This is a genomic window from Bifidobacterium biavatii DSM 23969, from assembly GCF_000741165.1.
In the GTDB taxonomy this organism is placed as follows: Bacteria; Actinomycetota; Actinomycetes; order Actinomycetales; family Bifidobacteriaceae; genus Bifidobacterium; species Bifidobacterium biavatii.
Window position 1 is genome coordinate 247841 of the sequence record NZ_JGYN01000004.1, and the last position, 25453, is coordinate 273293.

The window sequence follows — 25453 nt, forward strand, 5'->3', positions numbered from 1 at the left end:
GATGAACAGTCAGGAACATGCGACCGATTCCGCCGACGAGCGCACCGTCTCGCCGGCGGAATCGCGTTTTACGCACCAAATCACGCCGGACGCCGAGCACGACGATCCGAATCACCCGCACATCAACGACGTGCCACCGAAGCGCATCCACGACGTCGGCGACCTGTTCCGCGCCATTCTCGCCGTACTGCTCGCCGCCGTCGCGATGCTGTCGTCCGTATATCTCAACGGCATCACCACCGGAGTCGAATCGGACGCGCACACGGCCGGCCGGGCGCTCACCTGGATGGTCGACCTGCCCACGACGATGCTGCAGCAGCTGGCGATCGTCGTGATCGTGGTGATGGTGTTCGCCCAGATGCTGGTCAGCCGGGAATGGGTGCAGTCGGTGATCGCGATTCTCGCCATGTTCGGCGGATATGCGGCCGCGTGGGGCATTTCGCTGGGCGTCACGGCGATCGGCAACGAGCGTCTGCTCGCCGCGCTCGGCTCGCCGAACGCATGGTTCGGAGCCGGCCTGTTGCCGGGATTCTATGCCGGTTCCGCGGCGCTGCTGACGGCCGCCGGGCCGCGGCGCACCCGGTCAACGGTCAAATGGGGCTGGAACGTACTGTATACGGTGGGCGCGCTGCTGGTGCTCCTGTCCGTGAATTCCGTGGCGGGCGTGCTGGTTTCCTTCGCCGCGGGCCGCCTAGTCGGCATGCTGCTGCGCTTCACCGTCGGCACCAAGAACCAGGGCGTATGGGGCGAAGGACTTGTGCAGGCGTTGGCCGGCGTTGACCTGCACGTCACGTCGCTGGAACGGCGTCTGGATACTATCGCCGCTTCGCACAGCACGTTGAAAACGACGCTGGACGACGATCTGGTCGAAGGCTCCCGACTGTATGACGCGACCGACGACCGCGGTCGGCATTTCGCCGTGTCCGTACTCGACAGCCAAGTGCGTACGGCCGGCTACGTCAAACAGCTGTGGCAATGGATCCGGTTCACGGGCGTGTCCATGCGGCGCGACCGTTCGCCGCGAGAGGCGACGCAGCATCACATGGCGATGATTCTCGGCCTCAAGAACAGCGGATTGCCGACACCGCGCGTGTACGGCGTGGCCGACACCGGCGAGTCGTCGATCCTCGTGTTCCAGGGCGCGGACGCGATGAGCGAATGCAACCTGCACACGCTGACAGACGACGACGCGGTCGCGCTCATGCGCTTCCTGTCCGTCGCGAACCGGCGCGGCTACACGCACCGGCGCATCACGCCGGACACGCTGGCGCGATTGGAATCGGGCACGCCGATCATCGCCGGCTGGCAGAACGGCGACGACGCGAGCACGGCCGCGAACGTGGCGCTCGATCAAGTGCAGCTGCTCACCCTGCTCAGCACGCTGATCGGCCCGGAAAGGGCAGTGGCCGCCGGCAGCCATGTGTGGGGCGCCGACACGCTCGTCGCGCTCACGCCGTTCGTGCAGAAGGCCGCGATTCCGGCCGGAACACGCGCGCTCGACGAGTGGAACAAGCATACGCTCGACGATCTGCGCGCCCGGCTGCGCGCGCTCGCTCCCGACGACACCGTTGAATCGATGGAACCGGTGAAGCTGTCCCGGTTCAGCCTGCGCTCGTTCCTCGGCATCGCGTTGCTCGTGGTGGCGGTGTCCGTGGTGTTCACGCAGCTCAAGCCGGACGAGGTCATCGCCGCCGTGAAAAACGCGAATCCGGAAATGGCGGTCGTCTGCCTGCTGCTCGGCCTCGTGGCGTGGCTCGGCTCGGCGCTCGAACTCGGCGCGTTCATCGACCGCGACAAACGCAACACGGTTGGCATCATCATGTCGCAGGTGGCGCAGAGCTTCGCGATGATCTCCATGCCGGCCGGCGTGGGACCGGCGTTCGTCAACCTGCAGTTCCTGCGCAAAAGCGGCTACCGCACCACGCCGGCGACCGCGATCATGGGCGCAAACCTGGTCGTCTACTATGCCGGCACCGTGCTGCTCATGCTGCTGCTCGGCCTGTTCACCGGCAGCGACGCGATCAGCGGCATGATCCCGACGAACACGCTGGTCATTCTGCTCGGCGTAGCGCTGATGGCGCTCGCGATCGCGCTGATGATTCCGCCGGTGCGCCGTCTTGCGGCGGAGAAGCTGCTGCCGTTGGTGAAAACGTACGCGCGGCAGTTGGTCGACGTCCTGTCCGATCCGAAGCGGCTGACGTTGAGCGTCGTCGGCATGCTGATTCTCAACGTGGCCACCGGGCTCGGCTTCTGGGTGGCGCTGCTCGCGTTCGGGCACATGACCAATCCGATCGAGACGCTGTTCATGTTCCTGCTGGCCAATGCGATCGGTTCGGCCATGCCGACGCCAGGCGGCCTCGGCGGCGTGGAGGCGGCGCTGGCGTTCGCGTTCGGCGCGGTGGGTGTGCCCGCGGGCGTGGCGTTGTCGGCCACGCTGCTGTACCGCGTGGTGTTCTACTGGCTGCGCATTCCGCTCGGCGCGGCCGCGATGCGCTGGCTGGACCGGCGCAACCTGATCTGAATGCGCTCCGGATGCGGCCTGGGTACAGCCGTATCCGGTCCGTATCCAGCCTCAATGTGAGATGAACACAATCCGGACACGATCGAACATGATCGAACGGCAGCAACGGCCGAACCAACCCCGATTTTGGGATAAAAACCTGCGAAAACCGTTGGAAAATGCGGTATTTGGCACTATCGTGCGCTATTATTCAGTATGAACCTGTGGTGAGGCCGACCTAAGTAGGCCCCACCCCTGACCCAAGAAGGATGCTTTATGGCATACAACAAGTCTGACCTCGTCTCGCAGATCGCTCAGAAGTCCAACCTGACCAAGGCTCAGGCCGAGGCTGCCGTCAACGCTTTCCAGGAAGTGTTCGTTGACGCCATGCGTTCCGGCGAGGGCCTGAAGCTGACCGGCCTGTTCTCCGCCGAGCGTGTCAAGCGTGCCGCCCGCACCGGCCGCAACCCGCGCACGGGCGAGACCATCGAGATCCCGGCGACCTACGGTGTGCGCATCTCCGCCGGCTCCCTGCTGAAGAAGGCCGTCACCGAGTGACGCTTGCCCCTCGAGGCGTAATGACAAGCCCCCGACCATAGATGGTCGGGGGGCTTCGTTTTTGTGTCGCCGGTCATCTCACGGCGCGGTCGCGGCCAGCACGATCACAGCGCGGCCATCAGCCGCTCGTAGTCCTCGGACGGATCAGCGTCGAACGGGTCGAGCATCACCGCCTCACGGTGTTCCGGGCTGGTCAGCGTCAGCCGCGTCCAATCGCAGGCGAACTGGGCGCCGGCGTCGAGCGCGGCGGAGACGAATCGTCCGCGCAACGCGGCGCGCGTGTCGACCGGCGGTTCAGTGAGCGCGCGCTGCGCGTCATCGTCATTCAGTAGCCGGATCATCATGCCGCGTCGCAGCAACGCGTCATACACCGTGCCGGACGCGATATCGTGATAGTCCATGTCGAGCTGCGTGAGCTTGGACTGGGCGATCATGCCGCCCTTGCGCGCGTGCAGAGCTTCGAACAGACGCAACTTGGCCGCCCAGTCGATACGGTCGGCGAGCCGTTCGCCCTGCCCGGATTCCAGCAGTTCCAGCACCTGCCGCCATTCGTCGACGGTGCGTTCCATGTCGCTGGTGTCGACGTCCGACTCGCCCTCCAGCGTACGGTGATCGGCCATGAACCGTTCGACGATGCGCAGGTATCCGCGCTGAATCTCGATCGCGGTGAGCTCCCGGCCATCGGCCAGACGCAGCTTCGCCGTTCGGCAGGTCAGGTCGCGGCTGACCGCGCGGTTCGCCTCGCCGGGATCGGCCAGCGCGAACGCCTCGCAGCCGGACGGTCTGCCAAGACGCGCCGCCTCCTCGATCGCACACAGCACCAAATGCGTGACGGCAAGCTTTATGCGCGTGGCCCACTGCGAGCGGTTGGAGTCGCCGATGATGACGTGCAGGCGGCGGAACTCCTCCGGATCAGCGTGCGGTTCGTCACGCGTGTTCACCATGGGACGCGAGCGCGTGGTCGCAGAGGAAACAGCCTCGTCGAGATAGTCGGCGCGCTGCGTGATCTCGAATCCCTCGTCGGTGACGCGGCCGGCGCCCGTGTACAGTTGGCGCGTGATGAGGAACGGCAGCAGTTCGTGCTCGACCTGTTCGAGGGACACGTAGCGGCGCACGAGATAGTTTTCGTGGCAACCGAACGAGTGCCCGGCCGAATCGGCATTGTTCTTGAACACGTGCACGCGCAGGCCGTCGCCGTAGCCGGAGTCGCGCAGCTGCTGCTGCGCCTGCGCGGCGAGCCGACGCATGACCAGTTCGCCGGCCATGTCCTGTGCAAGCGCGTCGATCGGGCGGCGCGCCTCGGCCGTCGCGTATTCGGGATGCGAGCCGACGTCCAGATACAGCCGCGAACCGTTGGCGAGATACGTGTTCGTGGAGCGGGAGCGGGAGACGATCGGACGGAACATGGTCATGGCGACCTGTCCGGCGTCCACTGGCCGACTCGCGCCGGTCACGGACACGCCGTATTCGGTTTCCACGCCGAAAATGCGCGCGAATCCCTCGAATTCCGGAGATCGTTCGACGCTCGCGCCCGGGCCGCTGTTGCCGCTGTCGCGCAGCTGCGGCATCACTCGCCGCCCTTCTGCACGAAGCTCGACACGTACTCCTCGGCGTTGGTTTCCAGCACGGATTCGATGTCGTCGAGCACCGAGTCGAGCGCGTCGCCGGCCGTTTCGGCGGCTTCGGCCTTCACTTGGCCGACGTTCTGCTCGTCCTGCGCGGCGGCATTCTCCTGCGCGTGCGCCTGTGCGAATTCCTGAGGCATGGTGGTCCTCCCCTGCTGCTCATCCAATAACAACATGCTCCCCGCGATCGGACGATCACAGGGAGCATTCACGTACGGTCACTGCACGATCATAACCGCATCGACGTGCGCGCAGCGCGCCGTCAGTGCAGGTATGGACGCAGTTCGTCGATGATCAGGCCGTTCGAGGCAACGATGTCGTTCTCACGGCGCCAGTGCACCAAGCCGCCGCTCCACGTGCGCAGCTTGGCCTGCGCCTCCCAGCACACGACGGCGCCCGCGGACACGGCGGGTACGTCCCAACGGTGCAGGTTCGGTTCGAAGTACGCGTCGTACGTGCCGTCGGCGACCTTGCACAGGTCGAGCGAGGCCGGGCCGACGCGCTTGATGTCGGCGGGCTTGCCGGCGATCGCGCTCACCACGTTCAGCGCACGCTTCGACTCCTCGGACACGTACGACATGCCGTAGCTGACGACGGAGCCCTGCAGATGCTCGGTGGTAGAGGGCATGATCTTCTCGCGCTTGTCGCCGATCTGCGTCTTGCGGATGCGGATCGCGCCCTGTCCGCGGGCCGCCAGATAAGTGACACCGAGGGCGGGCGCGTGCACAACGCCGACGATCGGCTGCGCGGAGCCCTCCTCGTTGAACTCGAACAGGGAGACGGTGATGGCCCATTCGGGCATGTTACGCGTGTAGTTGATGACGCCGTCGATGTTGCCGACGCACCAGTAGCGCTCCCCCGGCTGGCACTGTTCGGGACGGTCCTCCCAACGGCCGTTGAAGTTGTCAATGTAGGACAGGCGGTTCATGATGAACCGCGACAGGCGGTCGTCCACGTCAAGCGAAGACTGTTTGGTGGGTGACAGGTCAATCCCCTTCAGGTCTCGCGGGTTGAGCTGGTCGGTGAGCGCGTGGCGGCCGGCGTCCTGCGCGATGCGCGCCACTTCGAGTGCAAGCTGTCTCAGTTCCATCGTCATGTTCCTCGGTTTCCTCGGTTGTCTCAGCGGTGCGCTGATAGTGCGGTTTCGTCTGTCTGTTCTCGCGCGGCGGAATTCCGGGGATTCCGAAGAATCAATCCGGTGATTGGCCGCGCGGTACGCGTCATGGCGTCGTGTGCTGAGCAGAATTTTACCGAGGAAATGTGATGTTTTCGTCCGCAGCCGTAACGATTCCGGTAGCCGAGTCAGATTCGTCCACAAAGCGTTCACATGCCGCGCGGCCGAAGCCCAGCGGATCGGACATGTCAAGCGTGAGCAGGTCGGACGCTCTTTCGGCCGGCCGGCTCGCATTGCCGTACGCGTCGAATGCGGCGTCGCCGAGCGGCGAAGCGTCGGCGTGCCGGCGCACGGTCAGATGCGACCACGAGGCGGCAACGACCTGTTCGGGATACCGGTTCACGATCGCGGCGCGCAGCCACGCACGCGTGTCCTCCGGCGCATGTTCGGCCGCCGCGTGCACGTCGGCGTCCGTCGCAACCCGTTCCGTGTGCGCGGCGAGCTTGGCGAACACACTATGCGCCGGGTCGAGCGCGGCCCAGCTCAAATCGATGGCGGCGAGCCGCGGATCGGACCAGTCGAGCGAACCCTTGCGGCGCATTTTCTCAAGCAGCTGCCATTTGAACAGCCATTCGAGACGCCCCGCTTCGGCAGCCATCGTCAGGCGCGCGTCATCGTCGGCATGGCGTATGGCGGCCGTGTCGGCGAGCGCCTGTCCCCACATCGCCATGATCGAACGCGTCGAACGGTCCGGCCATGCGGGCTCTCCGGTCGTGTCGGTGCCGTGGATCATCGCCGCGGCGGCGTATACGGCGGAACGCAAAGTGACCTGCATCAGCCACGCGGTTGTTTCCCCGCCGTTCGCGAGCGGCAGCGGCCGGGCGAGCGTCAGGTCGTGCGACACGTCGTGCATAGCGGCGACCGGATCGGCGAGTTCGAGCTGGTCGAGCAAAGCGGACAGGTTGAATCCGGCTTCGTCGGCGTGTTCGGCGAGCCACAGCAGCATGGACGTGACGCCGAGCTTGAGCGCCTGCGGCACGTCCATGCGGTTCGCGTCGCCGACGATGACATGCAGGCGGCGGAATCGCGACGTGCTGTGCGATTCGTCGCGCGTGTTGATGATCGGCCGGTCGAACGTGGTCTGCAGGCCGATTTTCATGTGGACGTAGTCGGCACGCTGGGACAGCTGGTAGCCGGCCGTCTCGCTTTTCTCGCCGATGCCGACGCGGCCCGAGCCGGTGTAGATCTGCCGCGAGACGAAATGCGCGGTCATGAGCCGCGCGATCACGTCGAACGGCACGGCGCGCTCGGTCATGTAGTTTTCGTGCGTGCCCCAGCTGGCGCCCTTGCCGTCGACGTTGTTGCGGTGCAGCACGATCGGCGTGCCGGTCGCCTCGGACGCGCGGCGCGCGGCGGCGAGCATGACGAGGTCGCCGGCGTGGTCGTAGCGCACGGCTTCGAACGGGTCGCAGGTTTCGGGCGCGGAGTATTCGGGGTGCGCGTGGTCGACGTACACGCGGCCGCCGTTGGGCGCGATCACGTTGACGATGTTGAGCTGGGGCGCGTCGGTGAGCATGTCGGGACGTGCGGCGGCGCGTTCAAGACGGGTGCCGCGTGCGTCGTTGACCGGGTCCTCCTGCCGATAGTCCCAGCGGATGCGCGCGCGTGCGCCGTCGGCGGCCGCGCCGACCACGTCGAACGACAGCTGCACCGGGTTGGCCCGTTGTCCGTCGGCGCGGGAGACCGCGTATTCGGTTTCGGTGCCCATGACTCGTTTCACGCTCATGCCGTGTCTGCTCCCGTTCATTATTGGTGTGATGACGTAATGATGATATTGCATGATGACGTTGCCACACGATTATTGCATGCGATTGCATTGCGTATTGGCGCGCGATCGGTTCGGGCCGTCCGCTCTGCCCGCCGGCCTGCCAACCTGGCCGAGCGGGAACGGTCGAGACTATTCGGAAGTCTCCTCCGCCGGCCGGATGCGCACGATGCGCCCCGCGTCCATGCCGTTGACGCGGCTCCACTGCTCCGGATCGGCGTCGAGCACCGAGTCGCGCGTCTCCACGAACTCGTCCCCGACCGCCGCGCCGATCATCGCGGCGTTCAGCGCGACCGGCGAACCGGAGACGATCGACGCCTTGACGGCCTTGGTTTTGGCCCGGTCGACGATGTTCTTGAGCATCGCGCCGGACGCCACGTCGGCGAGATGCACGGCCGTCCAAACGCCCTGATCGTTCATCACGTCGCACAGGTGGCGATGGCCGTCGCGCGCGTACGCGTCGTCGACGAGCGCCTGCGTCAACGCGTCCGCGTCCGTGCCTGCTTCGAGCGGCAGGTCGTCGGTCAGATAGTGGCGCACGATCGAGATCGCCTGTTCCGCACCCGGCCGGTCGATGTGGATCTTCACGTCGAGTCGTCCGGGACGCAGCACAGCCGGGTCGATCATGTCGATGCGGTTGGACGCGCCGATCACCATGACGTTGTCAAGCCGCTCCACGCCGTCCAGCTCGGCCAAGAACTGCGGCACGATCGTCGTCTCCACGTCCGAGGAGACGCCGGAGCCGCGCGTGCGCAGCAGCGAGTCCATTTCGTCGATGAACACGATGACGGGCCGGCCGTCGGCGGCGCGTTCGCGCGCGCGCTTGAAGATCAGACGGATCAATCGTTCGGATTCGCCGACGTACTTGTTGAGCAGCTCCGGGCCCTTGACGGACAGGAACACGCCGGCGCCCGCCCCCGAGCCGGCCGCGAGCGCGTGCGCGACAGCCTTGGCGATCAGCGTCTTGCCGTTGCCGGGCGGACCGTACAGGAGTACGCCCTTGGGCGGGTTCAGATCGTAGCGTTCGAACAGCGCGCGGTGCAGGAACGGCAGCTGCACGGCGTCGCGGATGCGTTCGATCTGCTCGTCGAGACCGCCGATGTCGTCAAACGTGACGTCCGGCGTTTCCTCGAGCACGAGGTCGGCGTCGTTGGTTTCGGGCAGGAGTTCGAGTGCGAAGCGCACGGACGGGTCGACAGTGACACGGTCGCCCGCGTTGATCGCGGCGGCGGACGCGGACGCGAGCGCGCCGGCGCGGCGGACGAGCTGCGGGTTGCCGCTCGCGTCGGCGACGACGAGCCGGCCGTCGTCGAGCGTTTCCTTGACCGTGCGGATCATGCCGAGCGTGTCGGTGCCGCGCTGTTCGACGAGCACCATGTTTTCGTTGAGCATGACGGTCGCACCGGCAGTGAGCCGGGCCGCGTTCACGTTGGCGGCGACGGGCACGACGAGCCGGCGCGTACCGTTGAGGATTTCGGCGCTGGCATGCTGGACACCGTCCTCGTCGATGCGCGACGAGTCGACCTTGACCATGGTGGCGAAGGTGAGCGGCGGCTGGGCGAGCTGGGTCAGCTGCGACTTCGCCTTGGCGAGCTCCTTGCTCGCCCGGGTGAGCGCCTGGGCGAGCGCGTGGTTCTTCTCCATCAGGCGGTCGTTGAGTTCCGCCAGTTCCTCGGGCTCTTCGCTCATGATCATCCCTTCCGGTTGCGTTGCGCTACCATGCTACGGATCTTGCGCGCGGCGAGCACGGCGATGACCACGATGAAGACGGCGATGACCACGTCCTCGAACACGCCGAGCGCGCCGAGGATCGAACACCACCGGTCGCCGAGCAGGTAGCCCGCGGAGACGAGCACCGTGTTCCACACGGCCGAGCCGAGCAGCGTCCAGCCGGAGAACTGCAGGAAGTTCATGCGGTTAAATCCGGCGGGAATGGAAATGAGCGAGCGAACGACGGGAATCACGCGGCCGAGCAGCACCGACCAGGTGCCGTACCTGGTGAACCAGTCGTTGGCCTTGTTCACGTCCTTGCGGCTCACGCCCGGAATCACGTCGGCCGCGCGGTGGATGCGGTGCAGCCCGACCCAACGCGAAACGCCGTAGAGCGCCCATGCACCGAGCAGCGAGCCGACGGTGGCCCAGACGATCGCCTCGGCGAGGTTCAGCGTGCCGCGCGCGGCGGTGAAGCCAGCCAGAGGCAGGATCACTTCGCTGGGGATGGGAGGGAAAATCGATTCGAGGGCGATGGCGAGCGCCACGCCGAGTCCGCCGACCGTTTCCATAAGGGAGACGAGCCAGTCGGTGATCGCGCCGATCAGGCCGGTTTCGCCGGTGGTGCACACGGGGATTTCGGAGGCTGCGAGCAGTGTTCCGGGAAAAGTCATAGGGGTCATTGTCCCAACGTTTTTCGACAATCGGTGGCATGTGCAGCGAAACCTTGCAAGACCTTGACACCCGCGACGGCGACTGTCGCGGCCGTTCCGACGCGCCGGTCGCGGTTGCGCGGTCCGGCGCCGCGGGCGCGCCGTCCCTGTCCCGTCCCGGACTGCTGGTGATGGACGTGGATTCCACGCTGATCGACGAGGAGGTCATCGACGAGCTGGGCGCGGCGGCCGGCTGCGGCGAGCGCATCGCCGCGGTGACGGAGCGGGCGATGCGCGGCGAACTCGATTTCGCGGAGGCGCTGCGCGCACGTGTGGCCCTGCTGGAGGGTCTGCCGGATTCGATATTCGCGCAGGTGCACGATGCGCTGCATTTCACGACCGGCGCGCTCGATCTCATCGGCGTGCTGCACGCGCACGGCTGGAAGGTGGGCGTGGTGTCCGGCGGTTTCCACGAGGTGGTGGACATGCTCGCCGCGGACGCGAAGCTCGACCATTGGATCGCGAACCGTCTGGAGGTGAAGAATGGCAGGCTGACGGGCCGCGTGCTCGGCGAGATCGTCACCAAGGACGTGAAACTGCGCTCGCTGCGCGCGTGGGCCGAGGAGCTGGGCGTGCCGATGGCGCAGACCGTGGCGGTCGGCGACGGCGCGAACGACATTCCCATGATCCGGGCCTCCGGCCTCGGTGTCGCGTTCTGCGCCAAGCCGAAAACGCGCGCCGCCGCTCCGCACGCGATCAACACCCGCGACCTGCGCCTCGTCCTCGACCTCCTACGTCCGTGATTCCGGTCTGTGAATCCAAGCCTTGCCTTGGACCGCGAATGACACGGCGATTGGTTTCACACCGTCATATCTGTATCGGCTGCGGCTCGGCATGATTCCGCTGGTGTCTTGATCGTCTTTTCAATGCTCAATGTCGTGGGCATTGTGGGCATAGACGGTACATCGACACATGCTCGTGGGCATGGGCGGTATACGAACGCGCGAAAATGGGCCCGTTCCTGTACCACCCATGCCCACGATCCCGTACACGGTCGGGTTATACCCACGATCAATGACCGCAAATGGTTAGGTTATGCCCACGATCGGAATCCCCTCTGCCGATAGAATCGGCGGGGAACACCGGTATTGTCCCGTCTATGCCCACAGCCGACATTGCCGGCAAGAATCTGCTCGGCGTCGTAACAATAAACGCCGAACATCGCATGGCGTGAACGACCACGTCAGCGCGTGAACACGGAATAGTCGCCAAGCGCCACCGAAGGCCGCATCTCGGTGTAATCGGCATAGTCGATGCACGCGCGCATGTATTCGTTGTGCTTCAAATCCAGCGGATTTTGACTTTCCTTGAACGTTTCAAACGCCTTTTCGCGGTCGTCATAGATCACGTACACATACCCGTACAGGCCACCTGGTTCCTCGTTCAGGAACCAGGATTCGATGTGCGCGCCCTCCGCGGGCATCGTCGCATTGCCTTCCTCCAGATGATCGCTGAGGTACTGGAACCATTCGCGGGCCAGTTCCTCCTTGCCGGGTTTGATATGGAATCGATCAAGTGATGTATACATGTGCTCTCCTTTTCGCGGCGCATACGGTCACGTAACCGCACCGACTTTCCCAGCTCCCCCAGACAGTCCCCAGACAGAGCACAAGGGGTATTTCGTATTGTGTCGTGCATGCAGAGGTTGAGGCCCTGCCGCTCGTGCCGGCGGTCACGCGATGGCAAATCCCTTGATTTTTCCATCGCGTTATGCAGGCAGCAAGAGCAAAACCTCATTCCTTCGCGTATGGACGGTCACGGGATGGTGTTCATATGGTGATCCGCCGTCGTGTGCCCACGAGTAGAGGTCACACGATGGCAAAAAGGGCGACTGTGCCATCGCGTGACCAACCGCATGCTCATGGGATGGGAAAAGGGATTGTTGTGCCATCGCGTGACCGGTGAACCGGTAAAAACAAGGTCACACGATGGAAGCGTTACGCGGTGTGCCATCGCGTGACCGCTCCCGCGCGCAACGCATGGTCACACGATGGAGAAAGTCCGTAACATTCCGCCTCGTGACCGATCGATGGAGCGCTCATGACCGTGCGATCCCTAGTACAGGGCGTGGTTGCACTCAGTAAACGACTGCGCGGCATATGGTGGTATCGCGGGTTGCGAGCAGTAGACTGCGGCAGTGGACGTATGCCTGTTATATCGGATGCCCAATCGTGCGAACGATTCCGACGCCATTGACTCTCATCCTCGCGTATACGCGCCGTACAATGAGAAGAGCTCCGCACCCGGCAATGATGATCATGGCCCCGTTCGTTGTTCAACGGACGGGACCGCAACGTTATGAATATGAAGGCGTCACGCGCAGTGGGCGGTGGAGGCGAGGCGGGCGCCGCGTGCCCAGTCGGCGGCCTTCATGGCCTTCTTGCCCTGCGCCTTGACTTCGAGCAGTTCGAGCGGATCGGACAGGGTGCCGACCCACACGTTCTTCTTGCCGGCGTGCAGCATGCCCGCGGCGAGGTCCTTCGGCGCGTTCGGGTTGTCCATGTCGGCGGGCTGCGCGCGCAGCACGTGCAGCACGGTCGGTTCCGTGCCGTCCTCGTCGTCGGCGTGCAGTTCGCACCATGCGCCCGGGTTCGGCGTGCAAGCGCGGATTTGGCAGTCCACGTCGTTGACGGGCGCGTCGAACACGATGTGCGCGTTCTCGACGGTGATCTTGTCGGCCTTCGGATAGTCACCCTCCTGCTGGGCGACGGCGGCCGCGCGTCCGGCCTCGACGGCCTGCATGGCGCGCACGAGCACGCTCGAACCGCTGTCGGCGAGACGGGCGAGCAGTTCGCCGGCGGTTTCGTGGCGGCCGATGTCGGTGCCGCACTGGGAGACGATCGGGCCGGCGTCCATCGCGCGCGTGATGCGGAACACCGTCACGCCCGTGGACTTGTCGCCGGCCCAGATGGAACGCTGCACGGGGGCGGCGCCGCGCCATTGGGGCAGCATGGAGAAGTGCAGGTTGTACCAGCCGAGCGGCAGCGCGTCGAGCACTTCCTGGCTGAGGATCTTGCCGTAGGCGACCACGGCGGCGGCCTGCGCGCCGGTGGCGGCCAGCTCGTGCACGAAGCATTCCTCTGACGGGTCGGATTCGATGACCGGCAGGTCGAGTTCGAGCGCGGCCTGCTTGACCGGGTTCGGGGTAAGCTTGCGGCCACGGCCGACGGGCGCATCGGGGCGGGTGAGCACGGCCACGATCTCGAAGTGCTCGGTGTCGGTGGCCAGCGCGCGTAGCGACGGCACGGCCACGTCAGGGCTACCGGCGAACAGGATTTTCAGCATGGTGTCCTTCCTCACTATCTCACGTTGTCATGCGACGTCTCGCATTGCCGCGCGATGACGGGCGGTGTCCCGCCGCATCAAGCGTCACAGCGTCGCATCAAGCATTGCGGACTTTCCCGAAGGACGCCCGCGAAGTACGATTCGCATCGCGATTCACGCATCCGCCCGACCGCGAGCAGTGCAACGACGACATACTACTCCCTGCCGCGCCCCATACGGCCCGAGCATGGTCCGCAAACGGAACCGCGAACGGACGACCGCGCACGGCCCGTGCATGGAACCGCATGCGCATATGCGTGCGGCCGCAAACCGTACCGGCTGCCGCCCGCCGGCTACTGCACGGCGGGGATGTTCACGCCCTGCGCGATGAGGATTTCGCGCAGCTTGCGCGAGTCGGAGAAACGGATGCCGCGGATGCCGGCCTCGTTCGCGCCGACGATGTTCATGGCCTTGTCGTCGATGAAGATGCTGGTTTCGGCCTTGATGCTGAAGTCCTTGAGCGCCGCCTCGTAGATCTCCTTATGCGGCTTGCGCAGCTTGACGAAGCCGGAGACGAGCTTGCCGTCGAGCTGCTGGAGGATCTTGCAGTTCTCCTCCGCGCAGTGGAACAGTTCCTTCTCCCAGTTCGACAGACCCCACACGCCGATACCGGCGGCCTTGAGATCGTTGACGAGCACGCGCATGCCGGGCACGATGCCGGTGAGCGAATCCTCGAAGTTGTCGACGTAGTACTGCAGAATGTCAGCCCACTTGTCGCCGTGGGTCTTACGCATCCACGCGACGCCTTCGGCGGGCGTGGCGCCAGCGTCCATGAGGTCGTTGCCGTCGTAGAAGCCGGACACGTCGTTGTCGAGGAACTGGTCGATGGTCTCCTGGCTGTAGCGTGCGATGAGCGCGGCGGCCGGATCCCAGTAGATAAGCACGTTGCCGAAGTCGAAGATCACGTCGGTGATCGGCTTGCCCGCGGCGGAGGCGGCGTTGCCGTCCGCCATGAGCACGTCGTGTTCCATGTTCGGCTCTCCCGGCCAACCCTTCATATGGTCCTCCATTCCAACCATGAACGTCGGTATGTTCCACGGCTATCGTCCCACGCCGCGCCGACCGGACGCGCGCGCTTCGGCCGCGGCGGATGAACGCGACGCGACGGCACGGCGAATCGTGGACGTCGATCGGATCGGATGTCAGATCAGGTCCTTCGGATCGAGCCGGAACCGCAGCTCCCCCGGCTCGCGCGCGGCGACGTGCCGGGCGACGATCGTGCGCAGCCGGATCGCCAGTTCGGCCCTGCGCGACTGGGCGACACGCACCACGGCCTTGACGCGATCCGCCGTGTCGGCGAATTCGCGCGCGTTCACGGTGGGCGGCTGCGGGATCGGCACGGGGCCGAGCATGGCCGGCATGTCCTCGCCGCCGACGTTCACCGTGCCCCACTCGCCGCCGGGCAGCGCACCGAGCCGCTGTATGGCCTGCATCACCGTGTCTCGTCGCCCCCACACGCAGGCGGCCGCGAGCACGGGCGGCAGGCCGGTCTGTGCGCGCTCCTCGATCTCCTTGGCGGCCAGCAGCCGCGAGTCCCAGAGCATGAGCGACTGGGCGATCACCGGATCGGTTTCGCCGATGAGCAGCCCCTGTCCGCCGCGTGATCGGGGCGCGCACAATGCCATCGATCGCATCCAGTTGGCCAGCGCGTCCGGCCGCGCGTCCACACCGGGCGCGTACAGGCTGGTCCACGCGTCGAGGATCGCCACGGCCCGGTATTCGCGGCCCGCGGCGCCGTCATTGCCGTCGACCGGCAGCACGCGCGGCTCGCAGCCGGGAGTCGCGATGACGATCTGCGGCCGGCAGGGGGATCGTGTCGACGAGTCCGCGCGGCTGGCTGCGCGACGAGACGACGATCGGCACGCCGCGGAACAGTCCGGCGAGTTCCTGCGCGGTGCCGGCCGCGCCGACGCGCACGACGCGCAGCCGGTCGCCGCCGCACCGGGACAGGTCCAGTTCACGACGGCCGCGCCGCACCAGCGGAACGTACGCCGTTCGTGCGCGGATCGTGCTCGAGCGGACCGGTGCAGCGCGGGCAGCGCGCCTGCCGGTGACAGCGTGCGCAACTGAGCGCTTCGGTGATGCCGTCGGCGGGGAGTGGACAGCAGGACAGGCCCGCGTTCGAGCGCCTTGGTGAGGATGCGCACGGCGGTGTGCGGCACACGCGCGCCGATGCTCGGGTCGGCGAGCCGGGCGAGTTCGTCGCGGTTGAGCCAGCGGATCCACGGGCTTTGCTCCTTGACGACGGCGGGCAGTGGCCTGATCGCCGTGCTGAAGCCGGTGGTGGGGGTTTCGCGCACGGCCGACGGGTCGCCCGTCTCCCACTGGCTGATCGGGCTGCGCACGTTGGCAAGGCTGACGAACACACCGCCGTGCGCTTTGGCGCGCAGCCGCAGCACGCCGCGCGCGTTCGGATACGGCATAAAGCCGTCCATGTTCTGATAGGCGAGGTCGTCGACGATGACGAACAGGGCGGGGCCTTCGACCGGCGCGTACATGGCCGAGCGCGCGCCGATCGCGCAGCGCACCTGGCCGGTGGCGACGGCCCGATAGGCGCGGTACCGTTCGGCAGGCGGCATGGCGCTGCCTTCGAGAATCGCGAAATCGCCGCTGTAGCCGCCGTTGGCGGACTGGTTCGGTGCAAACGGTCGCAGTCCACACGCGGCCGTCAATACGGCGGCGAGGTCGTTGACCTCACGGTTCGTCGGTAGCACGGCGACGGCCGATTTGCCGGCGAGCAGCGCGGTCATGATCATCCATGCCAGATCACGCGCCCATCGTGCGGCTCCCGGCAGCGCGTCGACGACGAACGAGGCAAACGCCGTGCCTTCAAGCGCGTCGCGCAGTTGCCGCGCATGATCGTACGACTGAGCGAGCCGGCCGAATCCGGCGTCGCGAGCCTGCGCCTGCGCGTCCGTGAACCGCCGCCGGCCCTGCCACGCGCCGGATTCGGCAAGACGCTGCTCCTGATCGACGCGGGCGACTCGCGCGGGCACGGCGAAGCGCAGGATGTTGGCGCGGGTGCCACCGTACGCGTCGGCGATGAGCTCGACGTCGCGGCGCATGGCGGCGGAAACGAGCGGCTCGGGGGTGAGCACGCGTTCGATGTAACGCATGGACGATTCTGGCGTGTCGCTGGAGTCCGTACGGTTCCAGATGATGCCACTGACGCGCTGGCCGCCGAAGCGCACGCGCACCATCGTGCCGGGCAGTGCCTGTTCGGACTGCTTCTCGTCGACGAGATAGTCGAACGTGCGGCCCAGATGCGTGGCCTGCACGTCGAGCACGATCTGCGCGATCGGCTTGTCGACGGCAGGTTCGCGTTCGGCCGGCGCACGACGGCGGCGCTTGCGCGGGGCGAGCCCGTCAAGCGCCAACTGTTCGGCGTGCGGCGTGGTCATAGGTCACTGTTGTACCACATGCCCGGCGCGAGCCGCAGGCGGCGTGCACCGGCGCTCCCGGCTCAGGCTCGCCACCACGGGCGCAGCGGATACCACTTGCCGTCCGGGTGACCGACGCGGTCGGGCTTGACGGCGAGGAACTGGTGCACCTGAATGCCGTCGATCTCGAAGTTGAGCGCGCAGGCGGCCATGTACAGGCCCCACACCTTCGCGCGTTCGAATCCGACCTCTTGGACGGCCTCCTCCCAATGCGCGGACAGGTTGCGGTTCCAGTGGTGCAGGGTGAGCGCGTAGTGCTGGCGCAGGTTTTCCTGATGCACTACGTTGAATCCGGCGTCGTGGATGCAGCTTTCGATGAATCCGGGCGCGCCGAGGTCGCCATCGGGGAAGATGTAGCGGTCGAGGAATTCGTCGGTGCCGGGCTTGCCATTCGGCTTGTCGTGGCTGATGGTGATCTGGTGGTTGAGCAGTCGGCCGCAGGGCTTGAGGAGCTTGAACATCTCCTCGAAGTAGCTCTGGTAGTTCTTGACGCCCACGTGCTCCATCATGCCGATCGAGCAGATGCCGTCGAAGTCGCGTTCGGGCACGTCGCGGTAGTCCATGACGCGCAGTTCGGCCAGATCCTCCAGTCCTTCGCGCTTGATCCACTCCTGCCCGTATTCGATCTGTTCCTTCGACAGCGACACGCCGAGCGCCTTGATGCCGCGCTTGGCGGCCTCGATCACGAGCGAGCCCCAGCCGCAGCCGATGTCGAGCAGACGGTCGCCGGGCTTCAGCCCGAGCTTGTCGAGCACGAGGCGGATCTTGTTGAGCTGCGCGTCCTCGAGACTCGTCTCCTCGCTCGGGAACACGGCGCACGTGTAGGTCATGGTGGGTCCGAGGAAATTGCGGTAGAACCCGTTGGACAGGTCATAGTGGAAGCTCACGGTTTCGCTGTCGGCCTTTTCGGTGTGCGGCAGCAGGCCGGACTTGATGCGCGCGAACTTGGACGGGCCTTCGGTGGCCGGCACGGGGGCCTTGCGGATGCCGTGGCTCAGGATCGATCCGGCGACCTTGGCGACCGAGAGCGGAGACAGCGGCCGGACGTAGGGGGCCAGCGACAGCAGCTGGCGTAGCTGCGGGTACGGGTCGGCGTAGTCGATGCCGTCGATGTCGAAATCGCCGAGCACGTAGCGCGCACGGCGCCGATCTCGTTCGGGTGTTCAAGCAGCTGGTATACGGCGTTCGGGGTCTTGACCCGCACGACCAGATCGGCCGTCTGCGGGCCGAACGTCGAGCCGTCGAACGCCTCGACGCGCAGCAGCGGATTGGGTTCGATGAATTCGCCGACCATTTCGGCGACGGTCATCGTCTTGCCATAGCTCATGGTTCGCCTCTTTCTTGGTGATGCATGATGTGCGTCGCCGTGTCACGTCCGATTCACGCGGTCTGCGCGGCTTGCACGCACGGCTTGCAAAAGGCGCCCGCCGCGAAACATCTTCACGGCAGGCGCCATAGTCTGTCATTGGGTTATAAGGTTCATGCCGGCGCGCAGGCGTCGGCTCGGCCGGAACCGCCGGCGTGACCGGTTCAGCCGGGCCGTCCGGCGTTGCGTCACGCGGCTTGGGCTTCGATCGCATCCTTGAGCGCGTCGACCTTGTCGGTGCGCTCCCACGTGAAGTCCTTGTCCTCACGGCCGAAGTGACCGTACGCGGCGGTCTTCGAGTAGATCGGGCGCAGCAGGTCGAGCTCGTCGATGATCGCGGCGGGGCGCAGGTCGAACACCTCGCGCACGGCCTTCTGGATCTGCTCGCGGGTCACGCCGCCGATTTCGGTACCGTACGTTTCGACGTTCACGGACACCGGGTCAGCCACGCCGATCGCGTACGCGACCTGCACTTCGACCTTGTGCGCGAGGCCGGCGGCCACGATGTTCTTGGCGACCCAGCGCGCGGCGTACGCGGCAGAACGGTCGACCTTGCTCGGGTCCTTGCCGCTGAACGCGCCGCCGCCGTGGTGGGCGGCGCCGCCGTACGTGTCGACGATGATCTTGCGGCCGGTCAGGCCCGAATCGGCGGCCGGGCCGCCGAGCACGAACGAACCGGTCGGGTTGACGAGCACGCGGTAGTCGTCGTGTTCAACCTTGTCACCGAGCACTTCGTCGAGCACCGGCTTGATGACGTGTTCGACCAGCTGCGCCTCAAGCCAGTCGTGCGTGGCTTCGGGATCGTGCTGCGTGGAGATGAGCACCGTGTCGAGGCGCACGGCGCGGTCGTTCTCGTCGTATTCGATGGTGACCTGCGTCTTGCCGTCCGGGCGCAGGTGCGTGACCTCGCCGCTTTTGCGCACCTGCGCAAGGCGGTAAGCGAGACAGTGGGCGAGATGGATCGGCAGCGGCATCATCACGTCGGTCTCGTCGGTCGCGTAGCCGAACATGACGCCCTGGTCGCCGGCGCCCTGCGCCTCGTAGCGTTCTTCGCGGGACGCTTCGGACTCCTGCTCGTGGCTCAGGCGGGAGACTCCTTGGTTGATCTCGGCGCTTTGGCCGGTGATGGAGACGAGCACGCCGCACGAGTCGGCGTCGAGGCCGACCTCGCTGCTCGTGTAGCCGATGCGGCGCACCACGTCGCGCACGACGTGCTGGACCTCGCAGTAGCCTTCGCTGTTGACCTCGCCGAAGATGAGGAACTGGCCGACGCCGGCCACGGTTTCCACGGCGACGTGCGAGTGGATGTCCTGCTTGAGCAGGTCGTCCAGAATCGCATCCGAAATCTGGTCGCAGATCTTGTCGGGATGGCCTTCGGTCACCGATTCGGCGGAGATCAATCGTCGTTCCATGTATCGCACCTCTTGTTGCAACCCGTCCGTGTCCCCCGTTCGGCCCGCACCGACGGGACGGCGGGCGGAACGTGTCATACGCAGAAAATAATACGCCCCATGGAAACGATGCTGCGGAGATTTCGTCTCCTGCATCGGTTCCAATGGCGTATACGCTATAATTGCGGCGATTTGGCTTGAATCGTGCACAAACCACGGATCACCATCCATTGACGCCGGTCAGTATCCGACCAGCAACTGTCCGCAATGCGAACGGTCCATGGACGACCCGCAACGGGCCGCACATGCGCGAATCAGTTACCTTCGCTCAAATCATCCTCACCAAGGGTCTCCTCGAGCAGACCCTCGTTGATTTCGCGGAACGCGATGGACAGCGGCTTCTCCTGGTTCTGGTATTCGACCAGCGGGCCAACGTTCTGCAGCAGGCCCTCATTGAGCTGCGTGAAGTAGGAGTTGATCTGGCGGGCGCGCTTGGCGGCGAAGATCGCCAGCGCGTACTTGGAATCGGCGTGCTCCATCAGATCGTCGATCGGCGGATTCGCAAGTCCCTGCGGACGGGGATCGGTGCCAAAAGCCATAGTGTTGTTCTCCAAATCATCAACATGAGCGTTACAGCTATTCCAACCTTGCAAGTATAGCGCGACCCCTCAACACGCGGACATGCGGGACCCGCCCGACACGAAACCGGTCTAGGGTAAGGGGCATGAGCGAACACGAACCCTCCCCCGCATCTTCCGCCGTTCCCCCAGTCATCGAAACGCAGCCGGACCGCACCGACCTGCCGCTGGCGGTGATGCCGTCGGTCATCGCTCGATGATCGAGCCGTTCCGCACCAACCTGCCGCTGCTGCGCGACGTAGCGCGTGTACGCATGTACACCGACTGCACGATGGACGAGGAGACGATCCTCACGCGCTCGGCCGACGCGGACGCGGTGATGGTGATCGGATTCCACGTTCCCGACGCGATGCTCGACCGGTTCTGCGGGTTCGACGGCGGCCCAGGCCATGTGCGCTGCTTCGCGTTCGGCGGCACGGGCGTCGCCAGCTACATCGATCTGGCGCGAACGCGCGAACATGGCGTGCGCGTGTGCAACATCGTGCATTACGGCGATCACGCGGTCGCTGAGCATACGTTCGCACTGCTGCTGGAGCTGGCCCGCGAGGTCGGCCGACTGAACGCCGAGGTGCGGGCGGGCGACTGGACGGGCGCTGACGGCTATGCATTGCACGGCAAGACGATCGGCCTAGTCGGCTTCGGCGGCATCGGGCAGGCCGTGGCGCGCATCGCGAACGGTTTCGGCATGAAAGTGGCCGTCTGGAATTCGCACGTCGACCCGATGGCCGCGGCCGGACTTGGCGTGGACCTGATCGACGACATGGGCGATCTCATGGAGCGCTCGGACATCGTAAGCCTGCACCTGCCGCTGCTTGCGGAGACGGCGGGCATCGTCACGATCCGCGAGCTGGACCAGATGCGTCCGGGAACGCTGTTCCTGAACACGGCCCGCGCCGAAATCGTCGAACCAGGCGCGCTGACCGCGCGACTGCTGCGCGGCGACGTCCGCGCGGCGCTCGACGTGTACGAGCGCGAGCCACTGCCGCTGGACGACCCGTTGCGGCGGGTGCCGGGCATCGTCCTCACGCCGCACGTCGCGTGGCGCAACGACGAGGCGTACGTGGGCCTCACCCGTCAGGTCGTCCAGTCGATCCGCTCGTTCTTTGCCGGCGGCGACTTCAACGTCGCCAACTGACGCTCGGCCGGCAATCGTCAGCGTCCGCGCGCGGGCCTGATCTCGCGCCGCAAGGTCATCCGGTCCACGGCGAACGCACACAACGCGAACAGAAGGATCGAGAATACGAGCGGAATCCACGCCTGATACGAGACGATCCGCCGCGCTCCCTCAGTACGTATCACGCTGCCGGACAGCAGGTTGTGGATCCAGTACAGCGATTTCGGCAGCGCGCCGTCGTACATGTCGCCGTAGTACCACCACGGATTGAGCACGGTGTACAGCGCGACCGCCACGATGATCAGGATCGAGCCGCCCGTCCAGCGCATCACGCCGCCGTTGAACACCCATGCGACCAACGCGCCGACCAGCATGCCCAACGACGAGACGATTAACATCAGCGAGAACATTTTCATCGACATGTACAGCCAGTCAAAGGCGACGATCCGATGGTCCGACGTGATGCCGCACACGCCGCCTATCCACTCCGCAGGGCATCCCGCCCCCGCGTATCGGAACCGGTCCGACCGGGTCGCCTGCAAATACAGCAGCGTACCGGCCGGCGAGTTCAGCAGGCTGTCACTCTGGGCTTCCGATGCAAGCGCGGATCGCGCCAGCACACTGCCTGCGTGACTCATCGGAGCCAGCACGATCGTCGCCACGACGGAGATCGCCACGGCTGCGATCATGCCAATGTTCGCGAACGATCGGCGCGAAACGCCGTGACACAGTTCGACGTCGAAGAATCCGACGAACCAGACCACTCCAGCCAGAAACAGGAACGGGAACATGCGCGCCTCGACGTCCACGGGGAGCACGGCGGATCCGGGTTCGGACAGCTGCACATACACGCGATATGCGGAAACACCGAGCGTCGCCAGCGGCACGGCGAACATCACCGCGTACAGGATCGCGCAGCGCTTGGCCATGGCGACGAACTGCCGGCTGACATGGGATTGCTGTCTGACCATGATCGTTACTCCTTCTCGTCTGTCGCGGCTGCGACGTCGCATGCGGCGTCGCGCGCGGTTGCGTTCGTGGTTTTGTTCACGGTTCCGTTCGCAGCGCCGCGTGAAGACGATGCTGATTCGGTCTCGCTGGCGCCGTCCGCCGCACCGCCGGTCGACCTGATGACGTAGTCCTGCAGGCCCAGGCCGCTGGCGACGATGCCTTCGGGCAGGTCGTCCGCCGCGATCGCACCGTGCACGGTGATGCCGGACAGCTTTCCCATGCTTTCGCGCGCGATGACGCTCAGCCCTGCTTCGTCGACAAAGTAGCCGACCGCGTTCGAGTCGCCGACGAGCACGGTGGCGCGAGAACCGACCGATTCGGCGGCGAATTCGTCCGCGACGCGGCCGTGGTCGAGGATGATCGCGCGTTCGATCACATGCGCGATTTCGTCGATGAGGTGCGTGGAGACGACAATGACGCGCGGCCGGCTGGCGTACGTTTCGAGCAAGAAGCGGTAGAACAGTTCGCGGTTGGCCGCGTCGAGTCCGAGCACCGGTTCGTCGAGCAGCAGCACATCGACCGGCACGCACAGTGCGGCAACCAGCTGCACGATGTGACGCTGACCGAGCGACAGGTTGCCGTACGCCTTGCCCGGTTCGATGCCGAATGCGGCGAGCATGCGCGCGGCGAATCCGTGGTCGAATCCGCCGTAGTAGCGTTCTTCGCGGCGGAAGATCGCGCCGAGGCGCACCGGCCACAGGAACGGACGCGTTTCGTTGGCGAGATAGATGCGGCCCTGCGCGGCTTCGTTGTCGCGCACGTTGGTGCCGTCGAGCATGACCGTGCCGGAGGTGGGCAGCAGACGGTTGGCGATGAGCGACATGAGCGTGGACTTGCCGGCGCCGTTGCGGCCGAACAGGCCGTAGATGGCCGGCTGCAGGGCGAGGCTGACGCGGTCAAGCGCAGGACGCGCGCCCGTGTTGGCGCCAGTGCCGTAGGTTTTGGTGAGGTTGGTGATGGTCAGGCTCATGATCGGTAGCCTTTCGTGATGATGGCAGCGAGTTCGTCGGCGGCGATGCCGAGCCGTTTGGCCTCGTCGATGAATCTGGGGACGCTTTCGGCGAGGAACGCCTCGCGCCGGGCGTCTTTGGCGCGTCGCTGCGCGCCCATGGTGACGAACATGCCCAGTCCCCTGCGCTTTTCGAGCAGTCCCTGTTCGACGAGCAGGTTCATGCCCTTGAGCACGGTGGCGGGGTTGATGCGGTACGCCGTGGAGATTTCCGTGGTGCTGGGCACCTGATCGCCTTCCCGGTAAGTTCCCGCGACGATCGCCTCGCCCAGCTGGTTCGCCACCTGCCGGAACAGCGGTTCCCCGCTGGAATCGTCGAAATGCACGCATCCCTCCTTTCTTCTCGTTACTTTGTTGGTTCATTACTCATGTAACTAACCATATAACCAAGACGCCGTTTCTGTCAACGGCGGCGCACGGAGACATTCGCCGCTGGCTGGTTATTTACAGCGAGGCGGAGGCAATGAGTTCGCGCGTATAGGCGGATTGCGGGTCGCCAAGCACGGCGTAGGTGGGGCCGCATTCCTCGACTCGGCCGTCGTGGAGGACGAGGATGCGGTCGGCGATGTGCTGCACCACGCCCAGATCGTGCGACACCATCACCAAAGCCGTTTCACGGCGTGTTTCACGGATAGCGGCGAAGGCGTCGAGGATCTGGATGCGCGCAGCCACGTCGATGGCGCTCATCGGCTCGTCGGCGAGGATGACGCGCGGCTCGTTGACGATCGCGCGCGCGATGGCGACGCGCTGCGCCTGCCCACCCGACAGGTCGATCGGATACCGGCCGAGAAACACGGCCGGGTCGAGTCCGACCGTGCGCAGCGCGGCGGCCACGCGGGCGGCGATCTCATCCCGGGACAGGTCGCGCCGCTGGATGCGTAGCGGTTCGGCGACGGACCGGCCCACACGCCAGCGCGGGTCGAGCGACGAGAACGGATCCTGGAACACAAGCCCGGATTCGCGACGGATGTCGCCGCCCGCATACGTGACCGTGCCGGAATCAGCGGTGTCGAGGCCGAGCATGATGCGGGTCAGCGTCGACTTGCCGGAACCGGAGCCGCCGATCACGGCGAGGCATTCACCGGGATACACGTCGGCGGACACGTCGAACAGCACCTGACGGCGGTCGGCGCGGCGTCCAAAGGACTTATCGATGTTGCGGACGGAAAGCAGCGGGGCATGTGACATGGATGTGGTGGGCATGACGGTACTCACTGATGCTGAGGTGGTTGAGTGTACGCTCCCCCAGTCAGCCTGCGGCTGACGGCCCCCTCGGCTGAGGGGGCCGAGGCTCCGCCAGCTGTATTGCCGGAGTCGGCCGCACAGGCCGAAGCGTTCAGGGAGAGGGTGCGGGCGGCGGAGACGAGATGGGAGGCTGCGGGGGTGGTCGGGTGCGCGAGCAGGGCGGCGGTGTCGCCGGAGTCGGCGATCGCGCCGTCGTCGAGCACGTAGCAGCGGGTGGTGGCGTGCGCGAGCACTGCGAAATCGTGCGTGATGAACAGCATGGACGCGCCCGCGTCGTCGACGAGTGAGACGAGCAGGTCGACGATCTGTCGTTGGACGATCGAGTCGAGCGCAGTGGTCGGTTCGTCGGCGATGATGAACCGCGGCGACGTGATCAGCGCGGTCGCGATGCCGACGCGCTGCTGCTGGCCGCCGGACAGCTGATGCGGGTACTTGCCGAGCACGTCGTCCGGCAGGCCGACCTTGGCGATCATCGCGCGCACGCGGTCGAGCCGTTCGGCCTTCGTCAGGTCATAGTGCAGTCGCAGCGGCAACGCGACCTGCCGCGCGACCGTCATCACCGGATTGAGCGACGAGCCGGGATTCTGAAACACCATGCCCATGTATCGTCCGCGCAGATCGGCCAACGCCACATCGGGCGCGCAGACGACCTGCCGGTCGCCGACCATGATCGACCCGGACACGCGCGCGTTCGCCGGCAGCAGTCCCATGATCGCACGCGAAATCATCGACTTGCCCGACCCGGACGAGCCGACCAGTCCGACGCGCTCCCCTTCGGCCACGCTCAGATCAACGCCGCGCACGATCGTTTTCCCCCCGATTGTCACGTGCAGTCCCCGCACCTCAACGCTCATCGCATATCACCTCTTT

Annotated in this window: 19 protein-coding genes and 3 pseudogenes; 4 read left to right on the forward strand and 18 right to left on the reverse strand. The window is 65.8% G+C overall.

Annotated elements, in window-relative coordinates; all coding sequences use genetic code 11:
- Position 1: 1 nt before the first annotated feature.
- Positions 2-2521, forward strand: coding sequence for a lysylphosphatidylglycerol synthase transmembrane domain-containing protein (locus BBIA_RS02265; protein WP_033492992.1), 2520 nt, complete (start codon positions 2-4; stop codon positions 2519-2521).
- Positions 2522-2776: 255 nt separating this feature from the next.
- A complete protein-coding gene (locus tag BBIA_RS02270) occupies positions 2777-3058 on the forward strand; it encodes an HU family DNA-binding protein (RefSeq protein ID WP_033492994.1) in 282 nt (93 codons plus the stop codon).
- Between the two features lie 104 nt (positions 3059-3162).
- Here BBIA_RS02270 and pafA read toward each other — a convergent pair whose 3' ends face one another.
- The 6 genes from pafA to BBIA_RS02300 all read right to left on the reverse strand — a co-directional run bounded on the left by pafA (position 3163) and on the right by BBIA_RS02300 (position 10015).
- The gene (gene pafA / locus BBIA_RS02275; RefSeq protein ID WP_033492996.1) at positions 3163-4626 is read right to left on the reverse strand and encodes a Pup--protein ligase; all 1464 of its coding nucleotides are present in this window, start codon (positions 4624-4626) and stop codon (positions 3163-3165) included.
- A complete protein-coding gene (locus BBIA_RS02280) occupies positions 4626-4823 on the reverse strand; it encodes a ubiquitin-like protein Pup (RefSeq protein WP_033492997.1) in 198 nt (65 codons plus the stop codon). Before BBIA_RS02280 ends, pafA begins: the two co-directional genes overlap by 1 nt.
- A gap of 122 nt (positions 4824-4945) precedes the next feature.
- Positions 4946-5773 (reverse strand): inositol monophosphatase family protein, encoded by an 828-nt coding sequence (locus BBIA_RS02285; RefSeq protein WP_033492998.1) that lies wholly within the window; start codon positions 5771-5773, stop codon positions 4946-4948.
- A 157-nt stretch (positions 5774-5930) separates the two neighbouring features.
- On the reverse strand, positions 5931-7583 hold the full coding sequence (gene dop / locus BBIA_RS02290) for a depupylase/deamidase Dop (protein WP_033492999.1): 1653 nt from the start codon (positions 7581-7583) through the stop codon (positions 5931-5933).
- Positions 7584-7754: 171 nt separating this feature from the next.
- Positions 7755-9317, reverse strand: a complete 1563-nt coding sequence (gene arc, locus BBIA_RS02295; protein WP_051923663.1) for a proteasome ATPase — start codon at positions 9315-9317, stop codon at positions 7755-7757.
- Entirely contained in the window at positions 9314-10015 is a 702-nt protein-coding gene (locus BBIA_RS02300) for a DedA family protein (RefSeq protein ID WP_420796675.1), read from the reverse strand. Before BBIA_RS02300 ends, arc begins: the two co-directional genes overlap by 4 nt.
- 161 nt (positions 10016-10176) lie before the next feature.
- Between BBIA_RS02300 and serB the strand changes: the two genes are divergently transcribed.
- Positions 10177-10788, forward strand: coding sequence for a phosphoserine phosphatase SerB (gene serB / locus BBIA_RS02305; protein WP_238548409.1), 612 nt, complete (start codon positions 10177-10179; stop codon positions 10786-10788).
- A 440-nt stretch (positions 10789-11228) separates the two neighbouring features.
- On the opposite strand, the gene BBIA_RS02310 is transcribed toward serB, so the two are convergent.
- The 7 genes and pseudogenes from BBIA_RS02310 to rpoZ all read right to left on the reverse strand — a co-directional run bounded on the left by BBIA_RS02310 (position 11229) and on the right by rpoZ (position 20165).
- The gene (locus tag BBIA_RS02310; protein WP_033493003.1) at positions 11229-11573 is read right to left on the reverse strand and encodes a DUF6176 family protein; all 345 of its coding nucleotides are present in this window, start codon (positions 11571-11573) and stop codon (positions 11229-11231) included.
- A gap of 785 nt (positions 11574-12358) precedes the next feature.
- Positions 12359-13330: a methionyl-tRNA formyltransferase gene (gene fmt / locus BBIA_RS02315; protein WP_033493005.1), complete on the reverse strand. Its 972-nt coding sequence runs from the start codon at positions 13328-13330 to the stop codon at positions 12359-12361.
- Positions 13331-13662: 332 nt separating this feature from the next.
- Entirely contained in the window at positions 13663-14367 is a 705-nt protein-coding gene (locus tag BBIA_RS02320; RefSeq protein WP_033493007.1) for an HAD family hydrolase, read from the reverse strand.
- Between the two features lie 144 nt (positions 14368-14511).
- Positions 14512-16770, reverse strand: a pseudogene (locus BBIA_RS02325) (primosomal protein N').
- A gap of 62 nt (positions 16771-16832) precedes the next feature.
- Positions 16833-18136, reverse strand: a pseudogene (locus tag BBIA_RS02330) (class I SAM-dependent methyltransferase).
- Positions 18137-18363: 227 nt separating this feature from the next.
- Positions 18364-19587: a methionine adenosyltransferase gene (metK, locus tag BBIA_RS02335; RefSeq protein ID WP_033493013.1), complete on the reverse strand. Its 1224-nt coding sequence runs from the start codon at positions 19585-19587 to the stop codon at positions 18364-18366.
- A 293-nt stretch (positions 19588-19880) separates the two neighbouring features.
- Positions 19881-20165 carry a DNA-directed RNA polymerase subunit omega gene (gene rpoZ, locus BBIA_RS02340; RefSeq protein WP_033493015.1) on the reverse strand — a complete coding sequence of 95 codons (285 nt, stop codon included), beginning with the start codon at positions 20163-20165 and terminating at the stop codon, positions 19881-19883.
- A gap of 125 nt (positions 20166-20290) precedes the next feature.
- Between rpoZ and BBIA_RS02345 the strand changes: the two are divergent.
- Positions 20291-21339 (forward strand): annotated as a pseudogene (locus tag BBIA_RS02345) (D-2-hydroxyacid dehydrogenase family protein).
- Between the two features lie 17 nt (positions 21340-21356).
- Here the strand turns inward: BBIA_RS02345 and BBIA_RS02350 are convergent.
- The 5 genes from BBIA_RS02350 to BBIA_RS02370 form a co-directional block, all read right to left on the reverse strand.
- On the reverse strand, positions 21357-22289 hold the full coding sequence (locus tag BBIA_RS02350; RefSeq protein ID WP_033493016.1) for a hypothetical protein: 933 nt from the start codon (positions 22287-22289) through the stop codon (positions 21357-21359).
- Positions 22290-22294: 5 nt separating this feature from the next.
- Positions 22295-23299, reverse strand: a complete 1005-nt coding sequence (locus BBIA_RS02355) for an ATP-binding cassette domain-containing protein (RefSeq protein WP_051923664.1) — start codon at positions 23297-23299, stop codon at positions 22295-22297.
- Positions 23296-23664, reverse strand: coding sequence for a GntR family transcriptional regulator (locus BBIA_RS02360; protein WP_033493017.1), 369 nt, complete (start codon positions 23662-23664; stop codon positions 23296-23298). Before BBIA_RS02360 ends, BBIA_RS02355 begins: the two co-directional genes overlap by 4 nt.
- 118 nt (positions 23665-23782) lie before the next feature.
- On the reverse strand, positions 23783-24541 hold the full coding sequence (locus BBIA_RS02365; protein WP_420796676.1) for an ABC transporter ATP-binding protein: 759 nt from the start codon (positions 24539-24541) through the stop codon (positions 23783-23785).
- Between the two features lie 8 nt (positions 24542-24549).
- Complete coding sequence (locus BBIA_RS02370; protein WP_081891858.1) at positions 24550-25437, reverse strand: ABC transporter ATP-binding protein; 888 nt, start codon at positions 25435-25437, stop codon at positions 24550-24552.
- Positions 25438-25453 lie beyond the last annotated feature (16 nt).